The following is a 16,784-nucleotide window of genomic DNA, read 5'->3' as shown; positions in this document are numbered from 1 at the left end:
CGGCAAGGAGCCACAGTGCCCACAGTTGAAATGGAACGTCGCCAGGTCGTGGTGATCGGTGCCGGTCCGTCCGGTGCCATTGCAGCCGCGTTGCTCAAGCGTAACGGCCACGATGTGTTGATCATCGAGCGCGAGCACTTCCCGCGTTTTTCCATCGGCGAGAGCCTGCTGTCCCACTGCATCGACTTTATCGAAGAAGCCGGCATGCTCGAGGCGGTCAACGCCGCCGGTTTCCAACTGAAAACCGGTGCCGCGTTTGCCTGGGGCGAGCGCTACAGTGCCTTTGATTTCGGTGACACGTTCAGCGCAGGCAAGCCCACCACCTTTCAGGTCCAACGTGCCGATTTCGACAAGTTGCTGGCCGATCAGGCGGCGCTGCAAGGCGTGGAGATCCGTTACGGCCAGACCCTGGTCGGGGTGGATTTTGCTGCTGGCCACCGCTACCTGCATGTGCGCCGCGAGAACGGCCGCGAATACCACATCAAGGCCGGCTTCGTGCTCGACGCCAGCGGTTACGGCCGCGTGCTGCCCCGCCTGCTGAACCTGGAAGCACCCTCGAACTTTCCGTTGCGCCAGGCGGTGTTCACCCACGTCGAAGACCGTATCGAACACCCGGGCTTCGACCGCAGCAAGATCCTCATCACCACCCACCCCACCCAACGTGATATCTGGTTCTGGACCATCCCGTTCAGTAACGGGCGCTGCTCGGTGGGCGTGGTCGCGGCCAAGGAGCATTTCGATGGTTGCGATGGGGATCTGGATGCCTGCCTGCGCGGCTTTATCGAGCAAACCCCGAGCCTGTCCAAGGTGCTGGCGAACGCGGTCTGGGACACCCCGGCGCGGACCATCGGCGGCTACTCGGCCAACGTCACCACCTTGCACGGCCCGGGCTTTGCGCTGCTGGGCAACGCGGCAGAGTTCCTCGACCCGGTGTTCTCCTCCGGCGTGACCATCGCCATGCGCTCGGCCAGCATGGCCGCCGGCCTCTTGCACCGCCAGCTCAAGGGCGAAAGCGTGGACTGGCAGACCGAGTTTGCCGAGCCACTCAAGCGCGGGGTCGACACCTTCCGTTGCTACGTCGAAGGCTGGTACGCCGGCACGTTCCAGGATGTGATCTACCACCCAGGCAGCTCCCCGGAGATCCGCCGCATGATCAGCTCGATCCTCGCCGGTTATGCCTGGGACGAGCGCAACCCGTTTGTCAGCGAACCCAAGCGCCGCTTGCGGATGCTTTCGGAAATCTGCGCGGGGGAAAACCTATGAGCAACCCATCTGTGTCAAAAGAGTACTTGAGCAAAAACTACGTCGAAGAAACCAAATTCGGCTTCTGGTTCCTGCGCAGCCACACCTGGCAGCATCACGTGCTGCGCGTGGCCATCAACGACCTGCGCAGCCTGTTCAGCGCGCCGTTGCCACAGGCGCCAGTGCTGCTAGATGCCGGTTGTGGCCAGGGCAAGTCGTTCCGCTATTTACAGCAGGTGTTCGCCCCCAAGCGCCTGATCGGCCTGGACGCCGACCCGCACAGCCTCGATTTGAGCCGTGCCGAAGCCGCACGCCAGGGCATTGAGATCGAATTGATCGGCAGCGATTGCGCAACGCTTAAAGTGGCCGATGAAAGTGTCGACATCCTGTTCTGCCACCAGACTTTCCACCACCTGGTGGAGCAGCAACGGGCGCTGACCGAGTTTTATCGGGTGCTCAAGCCCGGCGGTTACCTGCTGTTTGCCGAGTCCACCGAAGCCTATATCGATACCTGGGTAATTCGCTGGCTGTTCCGCCACCCGATGCATGTGCAGAAAAGCGCCGCCGAGTACCTGGAGATGATCCGCGACCAGGGTTTCGAGTTCGGCCCGCAGAATATCTCGTACCCGTACCTGTGGTGGAGCCGTTCGACTGACTTCGGCCTGCTGGAGCGTTGGGGCCTGCGCCGGCCCAAACCGTTTGGCGAGCGTGAAGAAACCCTGGTGAATGTGGTCGCACGCAAGCCACTCACAGGCCCGCCAGCATGATCCGTGTGTTGTTGATCGGCTGCCTGTTGCTGCTGAGCGCCTGCGCCAGCCAGCCGCCGCTGCCGGTGCATGCGCCAAGCCTGGCCTTGCCCGTGCAATTGCATATCGAGCGCGAGCAGGACGGCCAGCGCCAGGACTGGCTGCTGGTGATCCAGCGCGAGGGCGAAGCGCTGCGCTGGTCGCTGATGGACCCTCTGGGCATCCCCCTGGCCCGGCAGAAACTGGTGGCCGGCAGTTGGCAGGCAGATGGTTTATTGCCGCCCAATCCCCAGGCCCGTGAATTGTTTGCCGCCTTGCTGTTTGCTTTGACGCCCGCCGCCGAGCTGCCAGGCAACTACCCCCAAGCCCGTGAAGACGACGGCGTGCGGGCGCTCAAGCCGCACTGGCAAGTGATTTACCGCGCGCCCCTGACCTTCACCGTGAGCATGCCCGGCCAGCACCTGGATTATCGTGTCACCGCGCTTGAGAGCAGCCCATGACCGCCTACCTCAATGCCCTCGGGATCATTTGCGCCCTGGGCCGTGGCCAGCAGCAAGTGCGGCGCAACCTGTTTGCCGGGGATTGTTCGGGCATGCGCGCCGAGAGCGGCTGGGTACCCGAGCGGGTGCTGCCGGTGTGCAGCGTGCCCGGCGAACTGGCGCCGCTGCCGCCGCACCTGGCCCAACAGAACAGCCGCAATAACCAGTTGCTGCTGGAGGCCGCCTTGCAGATCGAAGGCCCGATCCAGCAGGCGATCCAGACCTTTGGCGCCTCGCGCATCGGCATCGTACTGGGCACCAGCACCTCGGGCATCGATGAAGCCAGTCGCGGCATTGCCCATTACCTGCAACAAGGGCAGTTCCCCGAGGATTACGACTACCGGCAACAAGAACTCGGCGCCCCGGCCAACTTCCTCGCCGACTGGCTGCAACTGAGCGGCCCGGCCTATGTGATTTCCACGGCCTGCACCTCCAGCGCCCGCGCGATGATGAGCGCGCGCCGCCTGCTGGACCTGGGCTTGTGCGATGCCGTGCTGTGTGGCGGGGTCGATAGCCTGTGCAAGCTGACCCTCAATGGCTTTACCTCGCTGGAGGCAGTGTCCTCCGAGCGTTGCAACCCGTTTTCGGTGAACCGCAATGGCATCAATATCGGCGAGGCGGCGGTGCTGTTCCTGATGAGCAAGACCCCGGCCCCCATTGCCCTGCTGGGCAGCGGCGCGAGCTGCGATGCACACCATATTTCCGCGCCGGAACCCACGGGCAAGGGCGCTTTGCAGGCGATGAGCAAGGCCCTGGCCAATGCGAAGTTGGCACCGGAGCAGATCGGCTACCTGAACCTGCACGGCACCGCGACCCAGCATAACGACGCCATGGAAAGCCTGGCCGTGGCGACGCTGTTTCCCGCTGGCGTGGCCTGCTCCTCGACCAAGCCGATGACCGGCCACACCCTTGGCGCCGCCGGGGCGCTGGAAGCAGCGTTCTGCTGGCTCAGCCTGGTCGAGGGCATGCTGGCGCCGCATATCTGGGACGGCCAGGCCGACCCGGCGCTGCCCGCCCTGCGCTGGGCCAAGGTCGGCGACACCCTGGAAAAACGCTGCCTGATGAGCAACTCGTTTGCCTTCGGCGGCAATAACGTCAGCCTGATTATCGGAGACGCCCCATGACCCATTGGCCGCTCGCCGAACTGCTGCCCCACGCCGGGGACATGATCCTGATCGACCAGGTGCTGTCGTTCGATCAAGAGCAGATCCGCACCCGCCTCACCGTCAAGCCCGGTGGCCTGTTCAACCGCCCCGACGGCAGCCTGCCGGCCTGGGTCGGCGTCGAGTTGATGGCGCAAAGCGTCGCCGCCTATGCTGGCTGTCGCGCACGCCAGAACGGCGACGCGGTGGAATTGGGGTTCCTGCTGGGCACCCGTAAGTTCGAATGCAACGTCGAGCACTTTCCCGCCGGCACCGAGCTGACCATCCACGGCCTGCGCTCCCTGGAAGACGACAACGGCATGGGTGTGTTCGAATGCAACCTGACCGGCGACGGGATCCAGGCCAGCGCGCGCCTGAACGTATTTCGACCGCCCCAGGCGGCCAACTATTTAGCTGAATCGAAGGACACGCGTCATGACTGAATCCGTACTGGTCACCGGCTCCAGCCGGGGTATCGGCCGCGCTATCGCCCTGCGCCTGGCCCAGGCCGGCCATGACATCGTGCTGAATTGCCGCAGTGGTCGTGCCGAAGCGGATGCCGTACAGGTCGAAATCCAGACCCTGGGCCGCAAGGCGCGGGTGCTGCAATTCGATGTGGCAGACCGTGCCACCTGCAAGCAGATCCTCGAAGCCGACGTTGAAGCCCACGGCGCCTATTACGGTGTGGTGCTCAACGCCGGGCTGACCCGCGATGGCGCGTTTCCGGCGCTGTCGGAAGACGACTGGGACGTGGTGATGCGCACCAATCTCGATGGGTTCTACAACGTGCTGCACCCGGTGATGATGCCGATGATCCGCCGTCGCGCGGCCGGGCGCATTGTGTGCATCACTTCGGTCTCGGGGCTGATCGGCAATCGCGGCCAGGTCAACTACAGCGCGTCCAAGGCCGGCTTGATCGGCGCGGCCAAGGCCCTGGCAATCGAGTTGGGCAAGCGCAAGATCACCGTCAACTGCGTGGCTCCCGGCCTGATCGACACGGCCATGCTCGATGAGAATGTGCCGGTGGAAGAGTTGATGAAGATGATCCCCGCACAACGCATGGGCACCCCCGAAGAGGTCGCCAGCGCGGTGAACTTCCTGATGTCGGCCGAAGCCGGCTACATCACCCGCCAGGTCCTGGCCGTGAACGGGGGCCTGTGCTGATGAAACGTGTGGTAGTCACCGGCATGGCCGGCATGACCTCCTTGGGCTGCGACTGGGAAACCATCGTCGCCAACTTCCGTGCCCAGCGCAGCGGTATCCGGCGCATGGACGAGTGGGACCGCTTCAGCGAACTGAACACCCGCCTGGCCGGGCCGATTGACGACTTCGTGGTGCCGGCCCACTGGACCCGCAAACAACTGCGCAGCATGGGCCGGGTCTCGCGCCTGGCCGTGTGGGCAGCAGAGCAGGCACTACAGGACGCCGGCCTGCTGGGCGATGCATCGATCAAGGATGGGCGCATGGGCGTGGCTTGCGGCTCATCCACCGGCAGCACCGATGAGATCAAGGCCTTTGGCAATATGCTGCTCAATTCGGTGGCCGAGGGCCTGAACGCCAACTCCTATGTGCGCATGATGCCGCACACCACCGCGGCCAATATCAGCATTTTCTTTGGCCTTACCGGGCGCCTGATCCCCACGTCCAGCGCCTGCACCAGCGGCAGCCAGGGCATTGGCTATGCCTATGAAGCGATCAAGTTCGGTCGCCTGCCACTGATGCTCGCCGGCGGCGCCGAAGAACTGTGCCCCACCGAAGCCATGGTGTTTGATGCACTCTACGCCACCAGCCTGAAAAACGACGCCCCGCAAACCAGCCCACGTCCCTACGACAGCGGTCGCGACGGCCTGGTGATCGGCGAAGGCGGCGGCATGCTGGTGCTTGAGGAGCTGGAGCATGCCTTGGCCCGTGGCGCGCATATCCATGCCGAGATCGTCGGCTTTGGCAGCAATGCCGACGGCCAGCACACCACCCGTCCCGAGCAGGTCACCATGCGCCGGGCCATGGAACTGGCCCTGGAAGATGCCGGCCTGACGCCCGATGCCATCGGCTACGTGAACGGCCACGGCACCGCCACCGAACAAGGCGACATTGCCGAAACCCTGGCCACCAGCAGCCTGTTCGGCAGCCGCATGCCCATCAGTTCGCAGAAGAGTTTCCTGGGCCATACCCTGGGTGCCTGTGGGGCGCTGGAGTCGTGGTTCAGCATCGAGATGATGAACCGTGACCAATACGTGCCGACCTTCAACCTCGATCAAGTCGACCCGCGCTGCGGCGAACTGGATTACCTGCGCGGCGAGTTCCGCCAGATGCATAACGACTACGTGATGAACAACAACTTTGCCTTTGGCGGCGTCAACACGTCGCTGATCTTTCGCCGCTGGCAGTAAGCCTTTTATTTGATTGGAGAAAACGGAATGTCTTCGTTGCTGCGCGCCACCCTCATCGCCCTGACCCTGCTGACCGCTGCCGGCTGTACCAGCAAACCGGTGCTCAACACCCAGCACGCGCTCGCCGCCAACGAGCAAGTCAGCGAAGAGAAAATGAAACAGAGCATCCTCACCGCCCTGGACAAGCGCAACTGGACCGTCCAGCGCGCCGACCCACGCCTGATCCAGGCCCAGATCAACGTGCGCAACCGCTACTACGCCGAAATCGACATCCGCTATACCGGCACCAGCTACGCCATCACCTACCGCGACAGCCAGGAACTGGGCTACAAGGACGGCAAGATTCATCGCAACTACAACCGCTGGGTGAGCATGCTCGACCGCGACATCATGGCCGGGCTGCGCACAAACGGCGCGGCGCAAGCGGGTACGGCGGCGCAGTTGTTCAAGGAGACGGGGACGTCGAAGCAGAACTGAGTGGCGCCTGGCAAGCCAGCATCCACCTAACACCAGAAACGACAAAGGGCGCCTTTCGGCGCCCTCTTCACAAGCAGGCTGGCTTGTCATCGCCCTTGTCCTGCCCGGCTCTGCGATAGCTGGATTTCCAGGATCCTCAGAGTCTCACAAGCCCCTTTCGGGAACCGGGGCAGTATGCCTGAAAAGCCGGATAGGACAATCCGTGGCAAAACGCCTCCTGTCTTTGGGTTGATAGAGAAGTGTCATCCATGTCACTCAGTGAAAAAGAAACGATTTTGCGCAACGCCAAGGCAAATCGCTAAACCGGTTCCGTTACCTGATATGTGACCGCCGCTACACCAACGCCTTGCGCGTCAGCAGCTCGACAAACGCCTTGGCCATGGGCGACTGCTGGTCTTTACGCTGCACCAGCCACACCGCCGTCACTGCCTCAGGGTCGAGCAAGGTGCGGTAGACCACGCCGTCGATGCGGATGCGCTGGTACGACGCCGGCAACACCGACACCCCCAACCCCGCCGCCACCAGACCGATGATAGTCATGGCCTCGCCGGCCTCCTGGGCGAAGTACGGACTGAAGCCGGCATCGCGGGCCAGGTTGATCAGTTGCGCATATAAACCACTGCCATAGGCCCGTGGGAAAAATACAAAAGGCTCGTCAGCCAACTGCGTCAGGTGCAGGCCACGTTCGCTGCCTTGGGCCAACGGATGGCCGGCACTCAGCACCGCCACCAGGGGCTCGCGCATCAACTCCACGACACTCAACGAGTCTGGCAGGGGCAACGGACGCATCAAGCCGACCTGGATCGACTCGTCCACCAGCGCGCCCGCCACTTCGGTGCTGCTCATTTCCTGCAAATTCAAATGCACTGCCGGGAAGGCCTGACGAAAAGCAAAAATCGCCTTTGGGATGCTGGAGTTGAACGGCGCCGACGAGGTGAAGCCAATCTTCAATTCGCCCAACTCCCCCAACTGCGCACGGCGCGCTACGTCTGCGGCCTTGTCGACCTGAGCCAGTACCAATCGGGCTTCCGCGAGGAACAATCGCCCTGCCTCGCTCAGCTCGACCCGACGGTTGGTACGCTCGAACAGCCGGGCGCCGACCTCCTGTTCCAGGGCCTGTATCTGCTGGCTCAACGGCGGCTGGGAGATGCCCAATACCTGAGCAGCCCGGCCGAAATGCAGCTCTTCAGCCACGGCGATGAAGTAGCGCAAGTGGCGCAATTCCATGAAAACCTCATTAGGTCGTAAAAGCTATCAAACAGGTCGAACAATATATTGGAAAGAATCATTAGCCAGCTATATTCTTTTTTCATTGCCAGCCCTGGCAGCCTTTGCCACCGAGGTCCCGCGTGAAATCTGCTGTTGCTCCACTCTCCCAGGAACTGCCACCCACCGCCCTCGACGAGGTGGTGGCGCAACTCAACGATGTGTACATCGAAAAAGATACGCCGATGTTCATGCGCACGGTGCTGGCCCTGTTTTCCGGCGGATTTGCCACCTTTGCCCTGCTGTATTGCGTGCAGCCGATGATGCCGGCGCTGTCCCATGAGTTCTCCATCAATGCCGCGCAGAGCAGCCTGATCCTCTCAGTCTCCACGGCGATGCTCGCTTTTGGCCTGTTGATCACCGGACCGATCTCCGACCGCCTGGGGCGCAAGCCGGTGATGGTCACCTCGCTGTTCTGCGCGGCGGTATGCACCATCGCCAGCGGCCTGATGCCGACCTGGGAAGGCATCCTGTGGATGCGCGCGCTGCTCGGCCTGTCCCTCAGTGGCTTGGCGGCCGTGGCCATGACCTACCTCAGCGAAGAGATCCATCCGCAGCACATCGGCCTGGCCATGGGCCTGTATATCGGCGGCAATGCGATTGGTGGCATGAGCGGGCGCCTGATCACTGGCGTGTTGATCGACTTTGTCAGCTGGCACACGGCAATGCTGATCATCGGCGCGCTGGCGCTGATTGCGGCGACGGTGTTCTGGAAAATCCTGCCGCCCTCGCGCAACTTCCGCGCCAGTAGCCTCAAGCCGCGCAACCTGCTCAACGGTTTCGTCATGCACTTCAAGGATGCCGGCCTGCCGTGGCTGTTCCTTGAAGCCTTCGTGCTGATGGGTGCCTTCGTCACGCTGTTTAACTACATCGGCTACCGTTTGCTGGCCGATCCCTATGACCTGAGCCAGGCGGTGGTGGGCTTGCTGTCGGTGGTGTACCTGTCGGGCATCTACAGTTCGGCGAAGATCGGCTCGCTGGCCGACCGCCTGGGACGGCGTCGCATGCTGTGGGCCACTATCGTACTGATGCTCGCCGGCATCACCCTGACCCTGTTCAGCCCGCTGCCACTGATCATCATCGGCATGCTGATCTTCACCTTCGGCTTCTTCGGCGCCCACTCGGTAGCCAGCAGCTGGATTGGCCGGCGTGCGCTGAAAGCCAAGGGCCAGGCTTCGTCGCTGTACTTGTTCAGCTATTACGCGGGGTCGAGCATTGCCGGGACGGCGGGTGGGTTTTTCTGGCATTACGCCGGCTGGAACGGGATTGGCGGGTTTATCGTTGCGCTGTTGATCGTTGCGCTGCTGGTGGCGCTGAAGCTGGCGAAGTTGCCGCCGTTGGGGAACGTAAAGACCTGATACGGCGTTGCTTCAAATGTGCGAGCGGGCTTGCTCGCGAAAGCGGTGTATCAGTCATGAATGTATCAACTGACACTCCGCATTCGCGAGCAAGCCCGCTCTCACATATGTTTTGCGTGTTATTCGTGATACTGCGCCGACAACTCATGCACCGCCCGCAGGAACGCGCCCGCATGCTCCGGGTTCACTTCCGGGGTGATGCCATGACCAAGGTTGAACACGTGGCCGCTGCCCTTGCCGTAGCTGGCGAGGATGCGACCTACTTCGGTACGGATCGCTTCCGGCTTGGCGTAGAGCACGGTCGGGTCCATGTTGCCTTGCAGGGCCACTTGGTTGCCCACACGGCGACGGGCTTCGCCCAGGTCGCAAGTCCAGTCCAGGCCCAATGCGTCGGCACCGGCGTCGGCGATGCTTTCCAGCCACAGGCCGCCGCCCTTGGTGAACATGATCACCGGCACTTTGCGGCCTTCGTGTTCGCGGATCAGGCCGCTGACGATTTTGCGCATGTAGGCCAGGGAGAATTCCTGGTAAGCCGCCGCCGACAGGTTGCCACCCCAGGTGTCGAAGATCTGCACCGCTTGCGCACCGGCCATGATCTGGCCGTTGAGGTAGGAAATGACCGACTGCGCCAGCTTGTCCAGCAGCAGGTGCATGGCTTGTGGGTTGTCGTAGAGCATGGCTTTGGTCTTGCGGAAGTCTTTCGACGAACCGCCTTCGACCATGTAGGTGGCCAGGGTCCACGGGCTGCCGGAGAAGCCGATCAACGGTACGCGGCCATTGAGCTCGCGGCGGATGGTGCTGACGGCGTCCATCACATAACCGAGGTCTTTGTGGGGATCAGGGATCGGCAGAGCTTCGATATCGGCCAGGGTGCTGACCACTTTCTTGAAACGTGGACCTTCGCCGGTTTCAAAGTACAGGCCTTGGCCCATGGCGTCGGGGATGGTCAGGATATCGGAGAAGAGGATGGCCGCATCCAGTTGTGGATAGCGGTCCAGCGGCTGCATCGTGACTTCGCAGGCGAACTCCGGATTCATGCACAGGCTCATGAAATCGCCCGCATTGGCGCGGCTGGCGCGGTACTCCGGCAGGTAGCGACCGGCTTGACGCATCATCCACACGGGGGTGACGTCTACAGGTTGCTTGAGCAGGGCACGAAGGAAACGGTCGTTCTTGAGGGCAGTCATGTCGGCATCCGCAAAAAAAGTGCGGGCATTTTCTCAGAGCCGGACGCAAAAGGCACGGTTGCAGGTCAGCCTTTTGTCTATCGGGTCAATTTGTCGCGGATATGAGAGCGCCGCAAAACAAAAGTGGGAGCGGGCTTGCTCGCGAATGCGGTGGCTCAGTCGACCTATTTAGTGACTGATACACCGCATTCGCGAGCAAGCCCGCTCCCACATTTTTGATCCCATTCCTGCTGGAGATCAGTATTAGACCTGCAAGTAGTCCAGGATGCCTTCGGCGGCGTTGCGGCCTTCGAAGATCGCGGTGACTACCAGGTCAGAGCCGCGCACCATGTCGCCACCGGCGAAGATTTTCGGGTTGCTGGTCTGGTGCTTGTACTGGCCTTGTTCCGGGGCGACGACGCGGCCCTGGCTGTCGGTCTGGATCTGGAACTGCTCGAACCACGGCGCAGGGCTTGGGCGAAAGCCGAAAGCGATGACCACGGCGTCGGCCGGGATGATCTCTTCAGAGCCGGGGATCGGCTCAGGGCTGCGACGGCCACGGGCGTCGGGCTCGCCGAGACGGGTCTCGACCACCTTCACGCCTTCGACGCGATCTTCACCCACAATGGCGATCGGCTGGCGGTTGTAGAGGAATTTCACGCCTTCTTCCTTGGCGTTCTTCACCTCTTTGCGCGAGCCGGGCATGTTGGCTTCGTCACGACGATAAGCACAGGTCACAGACTTGGCGCCCTGGCGGATCGACGTGCGGTTGCAGTCCATCGCGGTGTCGCCACCGCCGAGCACCACGACCTTCTTGCCTTTCATGTCGACGAAATCTTCCGGCGACTTTTCAAAGCCCAGGTTGCGGTTGACGTTGGCGATCAGGAAGTCGAGCGCGTCATACACACCCGGCAGGTCCTCGCCGGCAAAGCCGCCCTTCATGTAGGTATAGGTGCCCATGCCCATGAATACCGCATCGTATTCTTCGAGCAACTGCTCCATGGTCACGTCTTTGCCGATCTCGGTGTTCAGGCGGAACTCGATGCCCATGCCGGTGAAGACTTCGCGGCGATTGCTCAACACGGTCTTTTCCAGCTTGAACTCGGGGATGCCGAAGGTCAGCAGGCCACCGATTTCCGGGTTCTTGTCGAACACCACCGGGGTCACGCCGCCACGCACCAGCACGTCGGCACAACCCAGGCCAGCAGGGCCTGCGCCAATGATTGCGACGCGCTTGCCGGTCGGCTTGACCTTGGACATGTCCGGGCGCCAGCCCATGGCGAACGCGGTGTCGGTGATGTACTTCTCCACCGAACCGATGGTCACCGCGCCAAAACCGTCATTGAGGGTGCAAGCACCCTCGCACAGACGATCCTGAGGGCAAACCCTGCCGCACACTTCCGGCAAGGTGTTGGTCTGGTGCGACAGCTCGGCGGCGGCGAGGATGTTGCCCTCGGCCACCAGCTTGAGCCAGTTGGGAATGAAGTTGTGCACCGGGCACTTCCATTCGCAATACGGGTTACCGCACCCCAGGCAGCGGTGGGCCTGGTCGGCCGAGTGCTGGGGTTTGAAGGGTTCGTAGATTTCCACGAACTCTTTCTTGCGTTGACGCAACAGTTTCTTCTTCGGATCTTTGCGCCCGACATCGATGAACTGGAAGTCGTTATTCAGACGTTCAGCCATGTTAAAACCTCATCAAACTCTTCAGGCGCATATCACTGCGGGTTGGCACGGATGCTGGAAAGCAACGATTTCAGGTTGGCAGCCTTGGGCTTGACCAGCCAGAAACGACGCAGGTAATCATCGAGGTTCTCGGCGAGGTTACGACCCCATTCGCTGCCGGTCTCCTCGACGTACTCGTCCAGCACGTGCTGCAAGTGGTTCCGGTAGGACTCCATGGCTTCGCCGCTGATCCGCTGGATCTCGACCAACTCGTGGTTGACCTTGTCGACGAAGGTGTTGTCCTGGTCCAGCACGTAGGCGAAACCGCCGGTCATGCCCGAACCGAAGTTGTAACCGGTCTTGCCCAGTACCGCGACAAAGCCCCCGGTCATGTACTCGCAGCAGTGATCGCCAGTGCCTTCGACCACGGTGTGGGCACCGGAGTTACGCACGGCGAAACGCTCACCGGCGGTGCCGGCAGCGAACAGCTTGCCACCGGTAGCGCCGTACAAGCAGGTGTTGCCGATGATGGCACTGTCCTGAGTCTTGTAAATGCTACCCGCTGGCGGAACGATCACCAGCTTGCCACCGGTCATGCCCTTGCCCACGTAGTCGTTGGCGTCGCCTTCGAGGTACATGTGCAGGCCACCGGCGTTCCACACACCAAAGCTCTGGCCGGCCGTGCCCTTGAAGCGGAAGGTGATCGGCGCCTTGGCCATGCCCTGGTTGCCGTGCTTGCGCGCGATTTCGCCGGAGATCCGTGCGCCGATGGAACGATCGCAGTTGCAGATATCCAAGGCGAACTCGCCACCGCTGGCGTCATTGATCGAGGAGCCGGCCATATCGACCATCTTCTCGGCCAACAGGCCTTTATCGAACGGCGGGTTGCGCTCTACCTGGCAGAACTGTGGCTTGTCTGCCGGGATGTGATCGCTGCCCAACAGTGGCGTCAGGTCCAGGTGCTGCTGCTTGGCGGTCTGGCCCTGGAGGATGTCCAGCAGATCGGTACGCCCGATCAACTCTTCCAGGGAACGCACGCCGAGCTTGGCCAGCCACTCGCGGGTTTCTTCGGCGACGTAGGTGAAGAAATTCACCACCATGTCGACGGTGCCGATGTAGTGATCCTTGCGCAGCTTCTCGTTCTGCGTCGCCACGCCGGTGGCGCAGTTGTTCAGGTGACAGATGCGCAGGTATTTGCAGCCCAGGGCAATCATTGGCGCGGTACCGAAGCCAAAGCTTTCGGCGCCGAGGATTGCGGCCTTGATCACGTCGAGGCCGGTTTTCAGGCCGCCGTCGGTTTGTACCCGGACTTTGCCGCGCAGGTCGTTGCCGCGCAGGGTCTGGTGAGTCTCGGCCAGGCCCAGCTCCCACGGTGCGCCGGCGTACTTGATGGAGGTCAGCGGCGATGCGCCGGTGCCGCCGTCATAGCCAGAGATGGTGATCAGGTCGGCATAGGCCTTGGCCACGCCAGCGGCGATGGTGCCCACACCGGCTTCTGCCACCAGTTTCACCGAGACCAGGGCCTGCGGGTTGACTTGTTTCAAGTCGAAAATCAGCTGCGACAAGTCTTCAATCGAATAGATGTCGTGGTGCGGCGGTGGCGAAATCAGGGTCACGCCTGGCACTGCGTAACGCAGCTTGGCGATCAGGCCGTTGACCTTGCCGCCCGGCAGTTGCCCGCCTTCACCAGGCTTGGCGCCCTGGGCCACCTTGATCTGCAGCACTTCGGCGTTGACCAGGTATTCCGGGGTCACCCCGAAACGACCAGTGGCAACTTGCTTGATTTTCGAGCTCTTGATGGTGCCGTAGCGCGCCGGGTCTTCGCCGCCTTCGCCGGAGTTGGAACGCGCACCCAGGCGGTTCATGGCTTCGGCCAGGGCTTCGTGGGCCTCGGGCGACAAGGCACCCAGGGAAATACCCGCGGAGTCGAAGCGCTTGAGGATCGATTCCAGCGGCTCGACTTCGGCGATGTCCATCGGCGTGTCCAGGGTCTTCACCTGGAACAGGTCGCGGATCATCGATACCGGGCGGTTATCCACCAGCGCGGTGTATTCCTTGAACTTGGCGTAGTCGCCCTGCTGCACAGCGGCTTGCAGGGTGTTGACCACATCCGGGTTGTACGCGTGGTATTCGCCACCGTGCACGAACTTGAGCAGGCCGCCTTGCTGGATCGGCTTGCGCGCGCTCCAGGCTTCGGCTGCCAGGGCTTTCTGCTCGGCTTCGATGTCGACGAAACGCGCGCCCTTGATGCGGCTTGGCACGCCACGGAAGCTCAGCTCGCAGACTTCTTCGGACAAGCCGATAGCTTCGAACAGTTGCGCACCGCGATAGGACGTGACGGTGGAGATGCCCATCTTCGACAGGATCTTCAGCAGGCCCTTGGTGATGCCCTTACGGTAGTTCTTGAACACCTCGTAGAGGTCGCCCAGTACTTCACCGGTACGGATCAGGTCACCCAGCACTTCATAAGCCAGGAACGGATACACCGCCGAGGCGCCAAAGCCGATCAGCACCGCAAAGTGATGCGGGTCGCGGGCGGTGGCGGTTTCGACGAGGATGTTGGAGTCGCAGCGCAGGCCCTTTTCGGTCAGGCGATGGTGCACCGCGCCGGTGGCCAGGGATGCGTGGATCGGCAGCTTGCCCGGTGCGATATGGCGGTCGGTCAGCACGATCTGGGTGCGACCGGCGCGCACGGCTTCTTCAGCCTGATCCGCAACGTTGCGCACCGCGGCTTCCAGGCCGAGGCTCTCGTCGTAGTTCAGGTCGATGATCTGGCGGTCGAAACCTGGACGCTCCAGGGTCATCAACGAGCGCCACTTGGCTGGGGAGATCACCGGCGAGCTGAGGATCACGCGTGATGCGTGCTCTGGCGATTCCTGGAAGATATTGCGCTCGGCACCGAGGCACACTTCCAGGGACATCACGATGGCTTCACGCAGCGGGTCGATCGGTGGGTTGGTCACCTGGGCGAACTGCTGGCGGAAATAGTCGTACGGCGTGCGCACGCGCTGGGACAGCACGGCCATGGGCGTATCGTCGCCCATGGAACCGACGGCCTCGTAGCCTTGCTCGCCGAGCGGGCGCAGTACCTGGTCGCGCTCTTCGAACGTGACCTGGTACATCTTCATGTACTGCTTGAGCTGGTCGACGTCATAGAAAGCCGAACCGTGGTCGTTGTCTTCCATGGTCGCCTGGATGCGCAGGGCGTTCTTGCGCAGCCATTGCTTGTACGGGTGACGCGACTTCAAGCGGTTGTCGATGGCATCGGTGTCGAGGATCTGCCCGGTTTCGGTGTCCACGGCCAGGATCTGGCCAGGGCCGACGCGACCTTTGGCAATCACGTCTTCAGGCTGGTAGTTCCACACGCCGACTTCCGACGCCAGGGTGATGAAGCCGTTGGTGGTGGTCACCCAACGCGCCGGGCGCAGGCCGTTGCGGTCGAGCAGGCACACCGCGTAGCGGCCATCGGTCATTACCACGCCGGCCGGGCCGTCCCACGGTTCCATGTGCATCGAGTTGTACTCATAGAACGCCCGCAGATCGGGGTCCATGGTCTCGACGTTCTGCCACGCTGGCGGAATGATCATGCGCACGCCACGGAACAGGTCGATGCCGCCGGTGACCATCAGTTCCAGCATGTTGTCCATGCTCGAGGAGTCGGAACCCACGCGGTTGACCAATGGGCCGAGCTCTTCGAGGTCCATCAAGTCGTTGGCGAACTTGGTGCGACGGGCTACGGCCCAGTTGCGGTTGCCGGTGATGGTGTTGATCTCGCCGTTGTGGGCGAGGAAGCGGAATGGCTGGGCCAGCGGCCATTTCGGCAGGGTGTTGGTGGAGAAGCGCTGGTGGAACACGCAGATCGCGGTTTGCAGGCGCTCATCGCTCAGGTCTGGATAGAAGGCGGTCAGGTCCGCCGGCATCATCAGGCCTTTGTAAATGATGGTCTTGTGGGAAAAGCTGCAGATGTAGTGGTCGGTGTCCAGGGCGTTGGCCACGGACGAGCGGCGACGGGAGGTGAACAGCTTGATCGCCATGTCCTGGTCGCTCAGGCCGTCGCCTGCGATAAACACTTGTTCGATCTGCGGCAGGCGCTCGTGGGCCAGACGGCCGAGCACGCTGGTGTCGATTGGCACTTTGCGCCAGCCGACCAGTTGCAGGCCGGCGGCGAGGATCTCGCGGTTCATGTTTTCGCGAGCGGCCTCGGCTTTGACCGGATCCTGATTGAAAAACACCATGCCCACGGCGTATTGCTTGGGCAGATCGGCGCCGAAGGTTTGCTTGGCGACGGCGCGCAGGAACAGGTCGGGCTTTTGAATCAGCAAGCCACAACCGTCACCGGTCTTGCCGTCGGCGTTGATCCCACCGCGGTGGGTCATGCAGGTCAGGGCCTCGATGGCCGTTTGCAGAAGGGTATGACTGGGTTCGCCCTGCATATGGGCTATCAGGCCGAAACCACAGTTATCCTTGAATTCATCGGGTTGGTACAGACCTGCTTTCATAGACACTTTCTCACCAGGCTGCCTCTTATTTCGAGGCAAATTTCTTTTCAATTCAACCGGTTACCTTCCACGCCGAACGTACGCCGGCTTAGCGGGGGCAAAAGGGAGGTCATTGTACACACCGACACAGACGCCCACAAATTTGGCGACGAACTGTCGCAAATCTATGTCGCATTTATGAAAGGTTTAAAGCGATATGCTGTGCTAGTCAAAACTTTTTTAACTTTGACCGCTACTACTCAAAAGCCACTGTGACGCAGACACCACAAAGCGCGCGGCCTTCAGGGCTGCACGCTG

Annotated in this window: 13 protein-coding genes; 9 read left to right on the top strand and 4 right to left on the bottom strand. The window is 62.0% G+C overall.

The genetic code is table 11. The features are described from left to right. Window positions 1-15 precede the first annotated feature (15 nt). From JTY93_RS01955 to JTY93_RS01920, 8 genes are read left to right on the top strand one after another with little or no spacing between them, the layout of a single operon-like run. Window positions 16-1,263, top strand: a complete 1,248-nt coding sequence (locus tag JTY93_RS01955; protein WP_240357264.1) for an NAD(P)/FAD-dependent oxidoreductase — start codon at window positions 16-18, stop codon at window positions 1,261-1,263. Between the two features lie 11 nt (window positions 1,264-1,274). Next, entirely contained in the window at window positions 1,275-2,009 is a 735-nt protein-coding gene (locus tag JTY93_RS01950; protein WP_205477370.1) for a class I SAM-dependent methyltransferase, read from the top strand. Next, complete coding sequence (locus JTY93_RS01945) at window positions 2,006-2,488, top strand: DUF3261 domain-containing protein (RefSeq protein ID WP_205477353.1); 483 nt, start codon at window positions 2,006-2,008, stop codon at window positions 2,486-2,488. Before JTY93_RS01950 ends, JTY93_RS01945 begins: the two co-directional genes overlap by 4 nt. Next, window positions 2,485-3,651, top strand: coding sequence for a beta-ketoacyl-[acyl-carrier-protein] synthase family protein (locus tag JTY93_RS01940; RefSeq protein ID WP_205477352.1), 1,167 nt, complete (start codon window positions 2,485-2,487; stop codon window positions 3,649-3,651). The genes JTY93_RS01945 and JTY93_RS01940 overlap by 4 nt, the downstream gene beginning before the upstream one ends. Then, window positions 3,648-4,112, top strand: a complete 465-nt coding sequence (locus JTY93_RS01935) for a hotdog family protein (protein ID WP_205477351.1) — start codon at window positions 3,648-3,650, stop codon at window positions 4,110-4,112. The genes JTY93_RS01940 and JTY93_RS01935 overlap by 4 nt, the downstream gene beginning before the upstream one ends. Then, on the top strand, window positions 4,105-4,833 hold the full coding sequence (gene fabG / locus JTY93_RS01930; protein WP_205477350.1) for a 3-oxoacyl-ACP reductase FabG: 729 nt from the start codon (window positions 4,105-4,107) through the stop codon (window positions 4,831-4,833). Before JTY93_RS01935 ends, fabG begins: the two co-directional genes overlap by 8 nt. Continuing rightward, window positions 4,833-6,059 (top strand): beta-ketoacyl-ACP synthase, encoded by a 1,227-nt coding sequence (locus JTY93_RS01925; RefSeq protein ID WP_070996545.1) that lies wholly within the window; start codon window positions 4,833-4,835, stop codon window positions 6,057-6,059. Before fabG ends, JTY93_RS01925 begins: the two co-directional genes overlap by 1 nt. Before the next feature lie 27 nt (window positions 6,060-6,086). Next, window positions 6,087-6,536, top strand: coding sequence for a hypothetical protein (locus JTY93_RS01920; protein ID WP_029296094.1), 450 nt, complete (start codon window positions 6,087-6,089; stop codon window positions 6,534-6,536). 333 nt (window positions 6,537-6,869) lie between these two features. Here JTY93_RS01920 and JTY93_RS01915 read toward each other — a convergent pair whose 3' ends face one another. Next, the gene (locus JTY93_RS01915) at window positions 6,870-7,763 is read right to left on the bottom strand and encodes a LysR family transcriptional regulator (RefSeq protein WP_205477349.1); all 894 of its coding nucleotides are present in this window, start codon (window positions 7,761-7,763) and stop codon (window positions 6,870-6,872) included. Window positions 7,764-7,918: 155 nt separating this feature from the next. Between JTY93_RS01915 and JTY93_RS01910 the strand changes: the two genes are divergently transcribed. Continuing rightward, window positions 7,919-9,160 carry an MFS transporter gene (locus tag JTY93_RS01910; RefSeq protein WP_240344398.1) on the top strand — a complete coding sequence of 414 codons (1,242 nt, stop codon included), beginning with the start codon at window positions 7,919-7,921 and terminating at the stop codon, window positions 9,158-9,160. A gap of 119 nt (window positions 9,161-9,279) precedes the next feature. Here JTY93_RS01910 and hemE read toward each other — a convergent pair whose 3' ends face one another. The 3 genes from hemE to gltB form a co-directional block, all read right to left on the bottom strand. After that, a complete protein-coding gene (hemE, locus tag JTY93_RS01905) occupies window positions 9,280-10,347 on the bottom strand; it encodes a uroporphyrinogen decarboxylase (protein WP_029296084.1) in 1,068 nt (355 codons plus the stop codon). A 243-nt stretch (window positions 10,348-10,590) separates the two neighbouring features. After that, the gene (locus JTY93_RS01900) at window positions 10,591-12,009 is read right to left on the bottom strand and encodes a glutamate synthase small subunit GltD family protein (RefSeq protein ID WP_010213750.1); all 1,419 of its coding nucleotides are present in this window, start codon (window positions 12,007-12,009) and stop codon (window positions 10,591-10,593) included. Between the two features lie 32 nt (window positions 12,010-12,041). Further along, window positions 12,042-16,487, bottom strand: coding sequence for a glutamate synthase large subunit (gene gltB / locus JTY93_RS01895; protein WP_205477347.1), 4,446 nt, complete (start codon window positions 16,485-16,487; stop codon window positions 12,042-12,044). Window positions 16,488-16,784: the final 297 nt, after the last annotated feature.

Origin of the sequence: Pseudomonas hygromyciniae (genome assembly GCF_016925675.1) — a bacterium.
Lineage (GTDB): Bacteria > Pseudomonadota > Gammaproteobacteria > Pseudomonadales > Pseudomonadaceae > Aquipseudomonas > Aquipseudomonas hygromyciniae.
Note: the sequence above shows the minus strand (reverse complement) of the source record. Positions and strands in the feature narration are given on the sequence as shown.

What these genes read in the sequence shown, in the direction of transcription:
- JTY93_RS01945 (WP_205477353.1), top strand. Translation starts at nt 2,006, where the DNA reads ATGATCCGTGTGTTGTTGATCGGCTGCCTGTTGCTGCTGAGCGCCTGC.
- JTY93_RS01940 (WP_205477352.1), top strand. Translation starts at nt 2,485, where the DNA reads ATGACCGCCTACCTCAATGCCCTCGGGATCATTTGCGCCCTGGGCCGT.
- JTY93_RS01935 (WP_205477351.1), top strand. Translation starts at nt 3,648, where the DNA reads ATGACCCATTGGCCGCTCGCCGAACTGCTGCCCCACGCCGGGGACATG.
- fabG (WP_205477350.1), top strand. Translation starts at nt 4,105, where the DNA reads ATGACTGAATCCGTACTGGTCACCGGCTCCAGCCGGGGTATCGGCCGC.
- JTY93_RS01925 (WP_070996545.1), top strand. Translation starts at nt 4,833, where the DNA reads ATGAAACGTGTGGTAGTCACCGGCATGGCCGGCATGACCTCCTTGGGC.
- JTY93_RS01920 (WP_029296094.1), top strand. Translation starts at nt 6,087, where the DNA reads ATGTCTTCGTTGCTGCGCGCCACCCTCATCGCCCTGACCCTGCTGACC.
- JTY93_RS01915 (WP_205477349.1), bottom strand. Translation starts at nt 7,763, where the DNA reads ATGGAATTGCGCCACTTGCGCTACTTCATCGCCGTGGCTGAAGAGCTG.
- hemE (WP_029296084.1), bottom strand. Translation starts at nt 10,347, where the DNA reads ATGACTGCCCTCAAGAACGACCGTTTCCTTCGTGCCCTGCTCAAGCAA.
- JTY93_RS01900 (WP_010213750.1), bottom strand. Translation starts at nt 12,009, where the DNA reads ATGGCTGAACGTCTGAATAACGACTTCCAGTTCATCGATGTCGGGCGC.
- gltB (WP_205477347.1), bottom strand. Translation starts at nt 16,487, where the DNA reads ATGAAAGCAGGTCTGTACCAACCCGATGAATTCAAGGATAACTGTGGT.